At 49.0% G+C, this 13,190-nt stretch carries 15 protein-coding genes; 14 read left to right on the plus strand and 1 reads right to left on the minus strand.

The annotated features are described in order from the left end of the window. Positions 1 to 26 precede the first annotated feature (26 nt). From J7E21_RS15735 to J7E21_RS15765, 7 genes are all read left to right on the plus strand, one after another. Positions 27 to 788: a ParA family protein gene (locus J7E21_RS15735; RefSeq protein ID WP_215109491.1), complete on the plus strand. Its 762-nt coding sequence runs from the start codon at positions 27 to 29 to the stop codon at positions 786 to 788. Continuing rightward, positions 781 to 1,614, plus strand: coding sequence for a ParB/RepB/Spo0J family partition protein (locus J7E21_RS15740; RefSeq protein ID WP_215109493.1), 834 nt, complete (start codon positions 781 to 783; stop codon positions 1,612 to 1,614). Before J7E21_RS15735 ends, J7E21_RS15740 begins: the two co-directional genes overlap by 8 nt. Before the next feature lie 336 nt (positions 1,615 to 1,950). After that, entirely contained in the window at positions 1,951 to 2,664 is a 714-nt protein-coding gene (locus J7E21_RS15745; protein WP_215109495.1) for a DUF554 domain-containing protein, read from the plus strand. 21 nt (positions 2,665 to 2,685) lie between these two features. Continuing rightward, positions 2,686 to 3,594 carry a mechanosensitive ion channel family protein gene (locus J7E21_RS15750; RefSeq protein WP_353047799.1) on the plus strand — a complete coding sequence of 303 codons (909 nt, stop codon included), beginning with the start codon at positions 2,686 to 2,688 and terminating at the stop codon, positions 3,592 to 3,594. Between the two features lie 15 nt (positions 3,595 to 3,609). After that, on the plus strand, positions 3,610 to 3,810 hold the full coding sequence (locus J7E21_RS15755; protein WP_215109497.1) for a DUF951 domain-containing protein: 201 nt from the start codon (positions 3,610 to 3,612) through the stop codon (positions 3,808 to 3,810). Positions 3,811 to 3,889: 79 nt separating this feature from the next. Beyond that, positions 3,890 to 4,990: a redox-regulated ATPase YchF gene (gene ychF, locus J7E21_RS15760; protein ID WP_215109564.1), complete on the plus strand. Its 1,101-nt coding sequence runs from the start codon at positions 3,890 to 3,892 to the stop codon at positions 4,988 to 4,990. 131 nt (positions 4,991 to 5,121) lie between these two features. Then, the gene (locus tag J7E21_RS15765) at positions 5,122 to 5,505 is read left to right on the plus strand and encodes a gamma-glutamylcyclotransferase family protein (protein ID WP_215109506.1); all 384 of its coding nucleotides are present in this window, start codon (positions 5,122 to 5,124) and stop codon (positions 5,503 to 5,505) included. A gap of 114 nt (positions 5,506 to 5,619) precedes the next feature. On the opposite strand, the gene J7E21_RS15770 is transcribed toward J7E21_RS15765, so the two are convergent. Then, positions 5,620 to 6,174 (minus strand): DUF3267 domain-containing protein, encoded by a 555-nt coding sequence (locus tag J7E21_RS15770; protein WP_215109508.1) that lies wholly within the window; start codon positions 6,172 to 6,174, stop codon positions 5,620 to 5,622. A gap of 164 nt (positions 6,175 to 6,338) precedes the next feature. Between J7E21_RS15770 and rpsF the strand changes: the two genes are divergently transcribed. The 7 genes from rpsF to dnaB all read left to right on the plus strand — a co-directional run bounded on the left by rpsF (position 6,339) and on the right by dnaB (position 13,066). Further along, the gene (gene rpsF / locus J7E21_RS15775) at positions 6,339 to 6,626 is read left to right on the plus strand and encodes a 30S ribosomal protein S6 (RefSeq protein ID WP_215109510.1); all 288 of its coding nucleotides are present in this window, start codon (positions 6,339 to 6,341) and stop codon (positions 6,624 to 6,626) included. Positions 6,627 to 6,679: 53 nt separating this feature from the next. Continuing rightward, positions 6,680 to 7,177, plus strand: a complete 498-nt coding sequence (gene ssb / locus J7E21_RS15780; RefSeq protein WP_215109512.1) for a single-stranded DNA-binding protein — start codon at positions 6,680 to 6,682, stop codon at positions 7,175 to 7,177. 53 nt (positions 7,178 to 7,230) lie between these two features. Further along, positions 7,231 to 7,467 (plus strand): 30S ribosomal protein S18, encoded by a 237-nt coding sequence (gene rpsR / locus J7E21_RS15785; protein ID WP_215109514.1) that lies wholly within the window; start codon positions 7,231 to 7,233, stop codon positions 7,465 to 7,467. An 841-nt stretch (positions 7,468 to 8,308) separates the two neighbouring features. Beyond that, complete coding sequence (locus tag J7E21_RS15790) at positions 8,309 to 9,262, plus strand: YybS family protein (protein ID WP_215109516.1); 954 nt, start codon at positions 8,309 to 8,311, stop codon at positions 9,260 to 9,262. Positions 9,263 to 9,276: 14 nt separating this feature from the next. Then, positions 9,277 to 11,253, plus strand: a complete 1,977-nt coding sequence (locus J7E21_RS15795) for a DHH family phosphoesterase (protein ID WP_215109518.1) — start codon at positions 9,277 to 9,279, stop codon at positions 11,251 to 11,253. After that, on the plus strand, positions 11,250 to 11,699 hold the full coding sequence (gene rplI / locus J7E21_RS15800; protein ID WP_215109520.1) for a 50S ribosomal protein L9: 450 nt from the start codon (positions 11,250 to 11,252) through the stop codon (positions 11,697 to 11,699). Before J7E21_RS15795 ends, rplI begins: the two co-directional genes overlap by 4 nt. Positions 11,700 to 11,710: 11 nt before the next feature. After that, positions 11,711 to 13,066 (plus strand): replicative DNA helicase, encoded by a 1,356-nt coding sequence (gene dnaB, locus J7E21_RS15805; RefSeq protein WP_215109522.1) that lies wholly within the window; start codon positions 11,711 to 11,713, stop codon positions 13,064 to 13,066. The last annotated feature ends 124 nt before the right edge of the window (positions 13,067 to 13,190 follow it).

A 13,190-nucleotide genomic window follows, 5' to 3' on the forward strand; every position in this document is an offset into this window, starting at 1 on the left:
AAGTATCGAAGAAAGTTGGTGCACGTGTGGGTAGAACGATTGCCATCGCCAATCAAAAGGGCGGTGTAGGAAAAACAACTTCATCAGTGAACTTAAGCGCCTGTCTTGCTTATTTAGGCAAGAAAGTGCTGTTGATAGATATCGATCCCCAAGGCAATGCAACGAGTGGCGTCGGCATCAATAAAGGCGACGTCGACAAATGCATTTATGAAATTCTGATTGATGACGTGGACGTCAAAGACACGATCATGGAGACGAAAGTCGAAAACCTTCACGTCGTCCCGGCAACAATTTCACTTGCAGGTGCAGAAATTGAATTGGTTTCGACCATTTCCCGTGAAGCGCGCTTGAAAAATGCCTTGGCCGAAGTGAAAGATTCATATGATTACATCATCATCGATTGTCCGCCGTCGCTCGGTCTTTTGACCTTGAATTCCTTGACGGCTTCAGACGGAATTATTATTCCAGTACAATGTGAATATTATGCTCTAGAAGGTTTAAGTCAATTGCTGAGCACCGTCCGGCTTGTCCAAAAACACTTGAACCATGATCTTATGATCGATGGCGTGCTTTTGACGATGTACGACGCACGTACCAATCTCGGCATGCAAGTTATCGAAGAAGTGAAGAAATACTTCCAGGACAAAGTGTATGACTCGGTCGTTCCACGAAACGTTCGCTTAAGTGAGGCCCCGAGCCACGGAGAGCCAATTATCATCTATGATCCGAAGTCTAGAGGCGCAGAAGTTTACCTAGAATTGGCGAAGGAAGTGATTCGTAATGGCTAAGGGATTAGGAAAAGGCATCAACGCATTGTTTCCCGGAGAAACAGTAAACGAGACGGAAAAAGTGACACAGATCAAGCTGACAGACATTAAAGAAAACCCTCATCAGCCACGGAAAGTGTTCGACCAACAGGCGCTCGAGGAACTTGCCGAGTCGATCCGTGAACATGGCATCCTGCAACCAGTCGTTGTGCGGAAAAAAGGCGTGAAATTTGAATTGGTCGTTGGAGAACGCCGTTTCCGTGCGGCAAAGTTGTGCAAAATGAAGGAAGTTCCGGCCATCATCAAAGATTTTAACGAACAGCAGATGATGGAACTCGCCATTCTCGAAAACTTGCAACGCGAAGATTTGACGCCGATCGAAGAAGCAGAAGCGTACCAGAAACTGATGGATACACTCGAGTTGACTCAGGAGCAGTTGGCATTCCGCCTCGGTAAAAGCCGCCCGCACATCACCAACCACATCCGCTTGTTGACTTTGCCAACAGAGGTGCGTGAACTCATTTCGGACAAGAAGCTATCGATGGGCCACGGACGTACGCTACTCGGGTTACGCAGTAAAAAAACCATTTCCGAAACGGCAGAAAAAGCTGTCAAAGAAGGATTGAATGTCCGTCAGCTGGAGAATCTTGTACAGCGCCTGAACGACAATGTTCCACGTGAAACATTAGAAAAGAAAAAGGATATCTTTATAGAAGAAAAACAATCTGAGCTGCGTGACCGTTTCGGTACAAACGTCCAGATCAAAAAACAAAAGAACAAAGGCAAGATTGAAATCGAGTTTTTCTCAGAAGATGACCTGGAACGGATTTTGGATTTGCTTAAATAAAGAGAAACTTCAACCAGTGGGGGGTTCTTCATCCCCACTGATTGTTAATTGATCCAATTGGACTTTTACGGCCCGTTGATCTCCCACTTGTACAAGTGGGAGTCTTATAGACCGTTAAAGCGGGATGAGTACTGCCTATTTTTCAGGATGGGAAATAGGCGTTTCTTTAAGCAGGCAAATGGAATAGGGCCGTTCTGGTGGGTGATATAGCCGGAGCGGCCTGTTGTATGGCGCGGCAGAAATTCCCCGCTTAATAGTAGAGGCATTGGAGCCGAAAAAGAGGGAGAAGAGCGCAGCGTTTTACGAATTCCAAAGCACGGAGGAAGGAGCGCGAATATGGTTCTGTGGGGAACATTGGTCAACGCAGTTTTAATTGTCATAGGAACACTCATTGGGCGGGCATTGCGCAATATTCCCGAAAAGATGAAAGAGACGGTCATGTATGTCATCGGGCTGGTAGTTGTCGTATTGGGCTTGCAGATGGGCTTTGAGAGCCAGAATTTCGTCATCGTCATCATCAGCCTCGTGCTTGGTGCTGTTATTGGGGAATGGGCGAAGCTTGAAGACAAACTGAACGCATTCGGCCACTGGATCGAACGGATGCTTGGGACGAAAGAAAGCCAAGGCAGCCTGGCGCAAGGCTTTGTCACAGCGACGCTTATTTTCGTCATCGGCGCGATGGGCATTATTGGCGCCTTGGAGAGCGGACTTAGCAATGAACACGGCGTTCTTATCTCAAAAGGCATCATTGATGGTTTTACATCGATTATCCTCGCTTCTACGCTCGGCATCGGCGTGATGCTGGCGGCGATTCCGGTATTTGTCTATCAGGGCCTGATTGCGCTCTTTGCAACGCAAATCAGCTTGATCATTCCGGAAGCGGCACTTGATTTGTTTATTACCGAAATGACCGCTACCGGCGGGGTGATGATTGCAGCGATCGGCTTGAATTTGATGGGGATCGTGAAAATCCGTGTGGCGAATTTGTTGCCGGGGATCATTGTAGTTGCGTTTCTTGTCACGGCCATGTTTAAATTCAATCTGATGTAAGTGCGAAAAGAAGGTGTAAGTGTGTTTTTTGAAAGAAGTGTAGTCGAAAGATTTATCAATGGCGTGACAGCGAAACTGCTGGATGAGGAAATGTGGTTAGCGATTTCCGGAACAGCGTTGAAAGTCGTCTTGGTCGCAGTCGGTGCATATATTTTGATCCGCGTATTGCGCATGGTCATTCGCAAGTCATTTTCGGTCCGCTTTAAAGGACCTATTAAAGTAACCGGGCGTCGCCACCAGACGTTATCGAAGCTGCTGGAAAACGTCGTCACGTATGTTATTTCATTTATGGCGATGGTGACGATCTTATCTTTATTTGCCATTAACATTAGCGGAATCATTGCCGGTGCCGGAGTCGTGGGCTTAGCTGTCGGTTTCGGCGCACAGAACTTAGTGCGCGACGTCATTACCGGATTTTTCATTATTTTTGAAGACCAGTTTTCGGTCGGCGACTATGTGCGCATCAACCAAGCGGAAGGGACCGTGCAGGAAATTGGATTGCGGACGACGAAAGTGCAGGCTTGGACAGGGGAGGTTTTCATCTTCCCGAACGGCAATGTCACCGACGTCGTTAACTATTCGCTACATAATTCAATTGCAGTCGTGGATCTGAGCATTTCCCACGATTCCGACTTGGTGAAAGTGGAACGGCTCATTTTGGAGTTTTTGGAGACGGTGCAACCCAATTATGAGGAAGTCATCAGCCCAGCAGAGCTGCTCGGCGTGCAACACATGACGGCGACAGAAGTGGTCATGCGCTTGACGGCTGAAACTTTGCCGATGCAGCATTTCGGCGTAGCCCGCAGAATGCGGCGCGATTTGAAGGAGTTCTTTGATGAGCACGGCGTGGAGCTGCCGTATCCGCGCATGGTGGTCATGCACCGCGAGCCCGGCGAAAACGCAACGGATTCAGCTGTTGTGAAAAAGTGATGGAGGGACGCACCCATGGAGATGAAAGAATTCGGGTTGAATGATATTGTCGAAATGAAAAAAGGGCATCCGTGCGGGGCAAACGCTTGGAAGATCATCCGCATGGGTGCCGACATCCGCATCAAATGCGAAGGTTGCCAGCACAGCGTTATGTTGCCGCGTGTCGAGTTCAATAAAAAAATGAAAAAAGTATTGGTCAAAGCGGAAACGGAATGAGGAATGGACATTTCCGTCTCCTCTTCCTATAATAGAATGGTTGCAAAATTTGTGAACGAGAAGAAAGGTCGTGAATCCTTTGGCATTAACTGCAGGGATCGTAGGATTACCAAACGTGGGGAAGTCCACATTATTTAACGCTATTACAAAAGCGGGCGCTGAAGCAGCGAACTACCCGTTCTGTACGATAGATCCGAACGTTGGAATCGTTGAAGTGCCGGATGAACGCCTCGATAAATTGACAGAATTGGTGGATCCGAAAAAAACCGTGCCAACGGCTTTTGAATTTACCGATATTGCGGGGATTGTTGAAGGCGCGAGCAAAGGCGAAGGGCTCGGGAATAAATTCCTGTCCCATATCCGCGAAGTTGACGCGATTTGCCAAGTGGTCCGCTGTTTCGCTGACGATAACATTACGCATGTAACCGGGAAAGTGGATCCGATTTCGGATATTGAAGTCATTAACCTTGAATTGGTACTGGCGGATATGGAAAGCATTGAGAAACGCATTGCACGTGCGGCGAAATTAGTGAAACAAAAAGATAAGGATGCGGTTGCAGAAGAGCCGGTCTTGATGAAACTGCGTGAAGCTTTTGAAGACGGCCAATTGGCGCGTTCGATCGATTTCACAGATGACGAGCTGCGCATTGCAAAAGGCTTGAACTTGTTGACGCTCAAACCGATGCTCTACGTCGCAAACGTTTCCGAAGATGAAATCGCGGATGCCGATAACAACGAATACGTTCAAAAGGTTCGTGAGTTCGCGGCCAAGGACAAAGCCGATGTTATCGTCATTTGTGCGAAAATTGAGGAAGAAATGGCTGAACTGGATGACGAGGAAAAGGAAATGTTCCTTGAAGAGTTGGGCATCCAGGAGTCTGGATTGGACCAATTGGTCAAAGCTTCTTACAGTTTGCTTGGACTGGCGACTTATTTCACTGCCGGCGTCCAGGAAGTGCGTGCATGGACATTTAAAAAAGGCATGAAAGCACCGCAATGTGCCGGCGTCATCCACTCGGACTTTGAACGCGGCTTTATCCGCGCCGAAACGGTCGCTTACGACGATTTGGTCGAAGCAGGCTCGATGGCAGCGGCGAAAGAAGCTGGAAAAGTGCGTCAAGAAGGAAAAGAATACATCGTCAAAGACGGCGATGTCATGCTCTTTAGATTTAACGTGTAAGGCTTAAGCCGAATGTTTATTTTCAGTCACACAGTCATTGGAAACAAGTTAAGAATGGATTGGCGGCTGGAAAAGAATACCGGAACCGGGTGCTTTTTCAGCATCCGGTTTTTTTATGAGGAGGGAAACAAATGTATTTATTCGCATATGGAACGTTAAAGCGCGGCGGCAAATACCATTTCTATCTAGAGGAAGCGGAGCTGGTCGAAGAGCACATAACGACGACAGGCCGCTTGTATGATACGGGTCTCGGCTATCCGGCGCTCGCCTTGTCGGGGGACGATGTGATTTCCGGGGAGCTATACGACATTCCGGACGTCTTATGGCCGGCGATCAACGACCTGGAAGATTATTCGGGAGATTCAGAGACGGACCTTTACGACCGCCTGACGATCGAAATCGAAACGGCGCGCGGCACAAAACAAGCGATCATCTACACGGCGAAAGTGCAACGCTTATTGAAAGAATATATCCCGGAAGGCGTCTGGGACGTGGAACGGTCATTTGTGAAGTGAGTTTGTGTTTGAAAGAAAAAAAGGACAGCACAGCAGGAAGTCTGCTGTGCTGTCCTTTTGATTATCGTAAAATGGTAATTATTCCCTTTTTTAATGAGATAATAGGCCTCGACTTTATAGCGTACTGGAATCTGGAAAGTCGGAATAGACATGAAGGCGGGGAAGCTCCGGGTCATCCAAAATCCACGCATCGTCCGGCTCTTTTCGAAGTTCCCGGTACATGAGGAAGTCGGCAAACGCGCCGGCTGTCAGCATCGCACCGAGCAGCACGAGCACCTGGTCGCCGATCCAGAAACCGAGCATTGTCGGCACAAAGGCGGTCATCCAAAACGGCAACAGCAATACGGTGCGCATGGCGCGGTTTTTCACCGGCTGGTCGCTTGTCGCATAGGCAATGCCCATTTTCAAGTTAAGCCCGTATTGCAGCGAGGAGATCGGCACTTTGCCGAAGACGACAAAACCGATCAGATGGAATAATTCGTGGAGCACGATCAACAGCGCATAACCGGCGATAAAATAGACAATTCCTGTGAGCGAGAAAGCGAACGATAGCGGCTCACGGAAAAACTGATAGGCGAGCGCGAAGGCCACGACGAGCAGCACGTTGAACCAAAGCGCTTTCGGCGCGATTTCTTCTATATTCAAATCGATGATCCTGCGTGGGTCCATGTGCGTCACATCCTTCGCTTGATGCTTTCAGTATAGCTGAAAATAGCGCTTGCCGGAAGTATCGCGTTATGCTACAATATGTTGATGTGAGTAATATTTATGATTGCTTGCTCCTTGCCCGCTGGAATCAGCAGGGCCCAAGTCCATAAGGAGGTGACAATACGATGAGAGAATACGAACTAATGTACATTGTACGCCCGAGCATTGAAGAGGATGCTAAGAAAGCTCTTGTTGAGCGTTTCAGCGAAATCCTAACTTCAAACGGTGCTGAAATCATCGAGTCGAAAGAGTGGGGTAAACGCCGTCTAGCTTACGAAATCAACGATTTCAAAGAAGGTTTCTACCAGATCGTTAAAGCTAACGCTGGAGCTGAAGCTATCAACGAGTTTACACGTCTTGCGAACATCAATGAAGACATCATCCGCTACATCGCTGTACGCCTCGACGCGTAAGCGATCCGCGGAATACAGATAATACATGACTTGAAGAAGGGGGTTGAATTCTGATGATCAACCGGGTTGTATTGGTCGGAAGACTGACAAAAGATCCTGATCTTCGCTACACGCCAAGCGGAGCGGCGGTGGCTCGTTTTACACTTGCTGTAAACCGGACATTCTCCAATGCGCAAGGCGAACGCGAAGCAGATTTTATCAATTGTACCGTTTGGCGCAAGCAGGCTGAAAACACAGCGAATTTCCTGAAAAAAGGGAGTCTCGCAGGTGTCGAAGGCCGCATTCAGACTGGCAGCTACGAGGGTCAAGATGGTAAGCGCGTTTATACGACAGAAGTGGTGGCGGACAGCGTTCAATTCCTTGAACCGAAAAGCGCAACTTCTGGAGATCGCCCTTCAGGTGATCGTTCTTATGGGCAGCAGCAGCCGTCTTATCAGCAGAACCAACCATCTACTAGTCCAAGTCAGCAAAAAAATACTCGTGTAGATGACGATCCATTCTCAAGCGGAAGCGGTAAGATCGAAGTTTCAGACGACGATCTGCCATTCTAATTTGAATGGAAACTGACGAATAGAAATCTGAAAAGTAAGGGAGGTAATTCGATATGGCACCACGTCGCGGAGGCAAGAAGCGTAAAAAGGTTTGTTATTTCACTTCAAACAACATTACACGCATCGACTACAAAGACACTGATTTGCTTAAGAAATTCATTTCTGAGCGAGGCAAAATTTTGCCACGTCGTGTTACGGGCACTAGCGCAAAATGGCAACGTCGTTTGACGGTTGCAATAAAACGCTCTCGTATCATGGCACTTCTACCGTTCGTAGCGGAAGAGAAATAAGATTGTTCAGGAGACCGGGAAACCGGTCTCCTTTTTTATTTGTGTGGGAATAATAGTGGAAGGGTGTAGTGGTGGAGATTGCGCTCTAGCCGGACGCTTTCCGGAGGGCTCGCATTGAGCCGCTTCGTCGCTACGCTCCTGCAGGGTCTCAATTGTCTCGCTATTCCTCCCGGAGTCGCCGGCTTCCGCTCCATCTCTAGGTTTAGACGGGTAGGCAGTTTTTCACTCCATTCTAATCAGCATCTGAATACGCATAGTTTCTCTGGTCTGGTCACCCGACTAGCTAGCTGATTGTCCAGTTCCTGCTCATTTTAAGCGAAGCATCTCTAGGGAAGCGATTTCCTATACAGCGGGCGAATAACATGGAAGCAGATATTATTTCACTCATTAGAATCAAAGAAATGTAACAGCCGTTTCGCGCCAAGGGTGAGCCGATGCAATGAGACAAGCGGTTTTCTTGGCTCACTGCAAGAGGCTAACCCAAAGCGGAACTGGCGAATGCTGACGTGACGCTTAAAACAAGCACAGGCAAACTTCCGCACTCTAATTCCACCGCTCTTAAGGAAGCGATTCCTCAAAATGGGGATGAATTTTATAGAAAACATAAAAATTCCAATCACTCGATTAATGACATCGAACAGTTTGGCATTTTCGCACAGCAAATCAAATCGTCCGTGATGATTTCGATAGGCAACGACTGGATATGTGACGGTAATAGTTTTCTTCTGGCAAGGATGCAGCAGATGGCCAGCGCAATGGTCCCCCTTTTTTGTTCGAGAACTTGAATCATGTTACAATTACAAGGATGAAATAAACTCGAAAGAAGATGAAAAACAGAACTATGCCTAATCAAAAGACACGTCAGTTGACGAATGGAGCCATGATGACGGCACTGTTTGCCGTCTTGTTGGCTATTTCTGTATATGTACCGGTGTTGAGTTTGATCAGTACCTTGTTTTTGGCATTGCCGATTGCGTGGTATAGTGCCAAGTATCCAGCAAAGGCTTCGGCTCTTGTAGCTGTGGTCGGAGTTGTGTTGAGTTTTATGATAGGCGGGCTGCTGGCGATTCCGCTGGCACTGATCCATATCCCGCTCGGTCTGGTAATTGGTTTGTCGATCCATTATAAGAAAAGTAAATTGTTCATGTTCATGGGCGCGAGCATTACGCTCCTATTGTCGCTGATGATTCAGTATTTGGCGGCGATGGCGTTCTTCGGCATTAACTTCATTGAGGAATTTACGGCAGCGATGCGGCTGTCCGTCGAACAGACAGAAGGCTGGATGGAACGTCTTGGGCAAACGCCGACGGAAGATTATCAGGAACTGGTCGAGGAGTTTATCTTGACGTTTGAGACCTTGATGCCGACGCTATTGATTTTGGCGGTGTTTACGACGGTATGGGTACTGTTAGTGATCCTGTTGCCGATTTTGAAGCGGCTCGGAACCACTGTACCGAAGTTTCCACCGTTCCGCGATATGCGCTTGCCAAAGAGCGTGTTGTGGTATTATTTGATCGTCATCTTGGTATCTTTGCTGTCTGATTTTGAGCAGGGGACGATGGCGTATTTGATTTTTGCGAATGCCTCGACGCTGCTGCAGTTTTTGCTGTTTTTGCAGGGGGTATCATTCTATCATTTCTATGTTCACCAAGAGGGCTGGCCTCGCTGGGTGACGGTGCTGGTGACGATTTTTGCATTTCCTTTGCAGTCGTTTACGAGCATCATCGGGATTTTGGATCTCGGCTTCGACATCCGAGGCTGGATCAAGCGGGCGCATGAGTCTAAAGGAAAGTAAGGAGCTGAAGAGAAATGTCGGCTTTTTTCAGGAAACGTAATATAAGATATCCATTGCTGGCATTGCTGGCTCTTGGAATGGCCGCTGTAATCCTCATCTCCCTTTGGTCAGAATGGGGCGCAGGCATTTTTGCCGTGCTCTACGGGGCGGCGATCACGTCGGCCTGGCTACTGGAAAAGCGGAACTATGAAGAAACGGAAAAACATATCGAAACGCTGTCCTACCGGATGAAGAAGGTTGGAGAGGAAGCGCTGCTTGAGATGCCGATCGGGATTTTACTGACCAGTGAAAACCATCAAATTGAATGGGCCAATCCGTATATGACGGCAGCACTCGATTATGAGACGTTGATCGGCGAGTCGGTTTACGGCTTATCGGAAGACTTTAACCAATTGGTCAAGTCTTCCGAATCGAATGAAATGGTCATTTCGCTGGGCGGACGCAAATATCGCGTCTATTACCGTGCCGATGATCGGCTGTTTTATCTGTTCGATATTACCGAACAACTGGAGATCGAAACTTTGTATCATGCAGACCGGACCGTCATCGGCATTCTGTTCATCGACAATTACGATGAATTATCACAAGGAATGGACGATCAGGTGCGCAGCAATTTAAATAGCCTGGTGACATCTCTCATCAATAAATGGGGGACCGACAACGGCATTTTCGTGAAACGCATTTCTTCGGACCGCTTTATGGCGGTGTTCAACGAATCGATTTTAAAAACCTTGGAAGAAACCAAATTTACGGTGCTCGACGATATCCGCGAAGTGACGGCGAAAGACAATATGGCGCTGACACTGAGCATCGGTGTCGGCGCAGGATCTGCGTCGCTCATCGAATTGGGCTCGATGGCGCAGTCGGGACTCGATCTCGTTCTTGGGCGCGGAGGCGACCAAGTGGCGATCAAGCATCCGAGCGGCAAAGTGAAGTTCTACGGAGGCAAGACGAATCCGGTGGAAAAACGCACAAGAGTCCGTGCACGCGTCATTTCCCACGCGTTGCGTGATTTGATTCAAGAAAGCGACCAAGTCTTCGTCATGGGCCATAAAATGCCCGATATGGACTCGATAGGCGCAGCGGTCGGTGTTGCCAAGATGGCGGAGATGAACCGCGTCAAGGGCCGCATCGTCATCGATTTCGACGAATACGACCGCAGCGTCATGCGCCTTATGGAAGAAATCGAAAGCGACCCGGACCTGTTCGAGCGCTTTATCACGCCGGAAGAAGCGCTGGCGGAAATGACCGAGCATTCGCTTCTGGTCGTGGTCGATACCCACAAACCGTCGATGGTCATCGATACACGATTGCTCCAGCGCATGGAACGCGTCGTTTTGATCGACCATCACCGGAGAGGCGAGGAATTCATCACCAATACGATGCTCGTCTACATGGAGCCGTATGCGTCTTCTACGGCGGAGCTGGTGACGGAACTGATCGAATACCAACCGAAGCATGATAAGCTGACGATGCTCGAATCGACGGCAATGCTTGCCGGCATCATCGTCGATACGAAAAGCTTTACGCTGCGCACCGGTGCGAGAACATTCGAAGCGGCATCGTATTTGCGCTCGAACGGCGCAGATACGGTGCTCGTGCAGCGCTTATTGAAAGAAGACCTCGAGACGTATATCGAGCGGGCGAAAATCGTCCAAAGCGTCGAGTTCGTCGGCGACGGCATCGCCATCGCGAAGGGCGAGCCGGGGCGCATCTACAGCCCTGTGCTGATTGCCCAGACGGCCGACATCTTACTGACGATGAAAGATGTCAACGCGTCTTTCGTCATCGCAGAACGGACAGAAGGCGGCGTCGGCATCAGTGCCCGCTCGCTCGGCGAAGTCAATGTCCAAGTTGTGATGGAAAACCTCGGCGGCGGCGGCCATTTAACGAATGCGGCCACGCAAATGCCGAATGCTACGCTTGAAGAAGCGGTCATGCAATTAAAATTAGCATTGAAGGAAAACCATAAAGGGGGATCTGAAGAATGAAAGTGATTTTCATGAAAGACGTAAAAAATGTAGGCAAAAAAGGTGATATTAAAAACGTGGCGGACGGCTATGCCAACAACTTCCTGCTGAAAAATAACTTGGCTGTAGAAGCCGACCAGGCAGCGATGAGCAAACTTGCCGGGCAGCAGAAAAAACAAGAACAAGAAGTCGAGCAGGAACTTATCGAAGCCAAAGAGTTGAAAGAAAAACTCGAGGCGTTGACCGTCGAATTGACGGCGAAATCGGGTGAAGGCGGCCGCTTGTTCGGCTCCATCACGACCAAACAAGTTGCGAAAGAACTCGAGAAAAAACACGGCTATAAAATCGACAAGCGCAAAATGGAGCTCGACGATGCAATCCGTGCGCTCGGCTATACGAACGTGCCGGTGAAATTGCATCATGAAGTGACAGCGACACTGCGCGTGCACGTTACTGAAGAAACGTAAGGGGAATAGATATGAACGAATCGATAGACCGCATCCCGCCGCATAACCAGGAAGCTGAGCAATCCGTTATCGGGGCCATTTTCCTGGAGCCACAGGCACTTGTTTCTGTTGCGGAAATCGTCATGCCGGAGGATTTCTACCGCATTGCCCACCAGAAGATCTTCCAGACGATGGTCGATCTAGCGGACCGCGGCAAAGCGATTGATTTGGTCACGGTGACAGAAGAGCTATCGGTTAAAAAAGAGCTCGAAGATGTCGGGGGCTTGTCGTATTTGACCGAGATCGCCAATGCGGTTCCGACAGCCGCAAACGTCGGGCATTACGCCCATATCGTTGAAGAGAAAGGGTTACTCCGCCGCCTCATCCGCGTCGCCACATCGATTGTCGAAGACGGTTTCACGCGTGAAGACGAAGTGGAAACATTGCTCGCAGAAGCCGAAAAGAAAATGATGGAAGTATCCAGCCGCAAGAACGCTGGAGACTTTGTCCACATCAAAGACGTTTTGGTGAAAACTTACGACAATATTGAATTATTGCATACGCGCAAAGGTGACGTTACCGGGATTCCGACCGGCTTCCCTGACTTGGACAAAGTGACGGCGGGCTTTCAGCGCAACGACTTGATCATCGTGGCCGCCCGACCGTCCGTCGGTAAGACGGCGTTCGCCTTGAACGTCGCGCAAAATGTCGCGACGAAAACTGATGAAAATGTGGCGATCTTCAGCCTGGAGATGGGCGCAGAGCAGCTCGTCATGCGGATGCTCTGCGCAGAAGGCAATATCGACGCGCAGGTCATGCGGACCGGTGCGCTGCAAAATGAAGACTGGCGCAAGTTGACGATGGCGATGGGCAGTTTGTCGAATGCCGGCATTTTCATCGATGACTCGCCGGGTATCCGCGTCAACGATATCCGTGCGAAATGCCGCCGCCTGAAGCAGGAATACGGGCTCGGCATGATTATGATCGATTATTTGCAGTTGATTGCCGGAACCGGCAAGGCCGGCGAAAACCGCCAGCAGGAAGTATCCGATATTTCCCGTTCCCTAAAAGGTCTGGCCCGTGAACTCGAAGTTCCGGTCATCGCGCTGTCCCAGCTGTCCCGTGGCGTTGAACAACGGCAAGACAAACGTCCGATGATGTCCGACTTACGTGAATCCGGATCGATCGAGCAGGATGCCGATATTGTTTCGTTTTTGTACCGTGAAGATTATTATGACAAAGAAACTGAAGACCAGAACATGATTGAAATCATCATCGCCAAACAGCGGAACGGCCCGACCGGCACCGTCAAACTGGCGTTTGTGAAAGAATATAATAAATTCGTCACCATCGACTGGGCGGACCATGAATCCGGCGGCCAATTTTAAATACGACCATAAACACGAACATTAAATGCGGACTCGCGTTTTGATGTTCGTGTTTTCTTTAGTTTCGTGTTGACGATATGGTACTTCATTGATACAATTAACACTGTTTGAAACAGGGCGACAA

Origin of the sequence: Planococcus sp. ISL-109 (assembly GCF_018613655.1) — a bacterium.
Taxonomy (GTDB): domain Bacteria; phylum Bacillota; class Bacilli; order Bacillales_A; family Planococcaceae; genus Planococcus.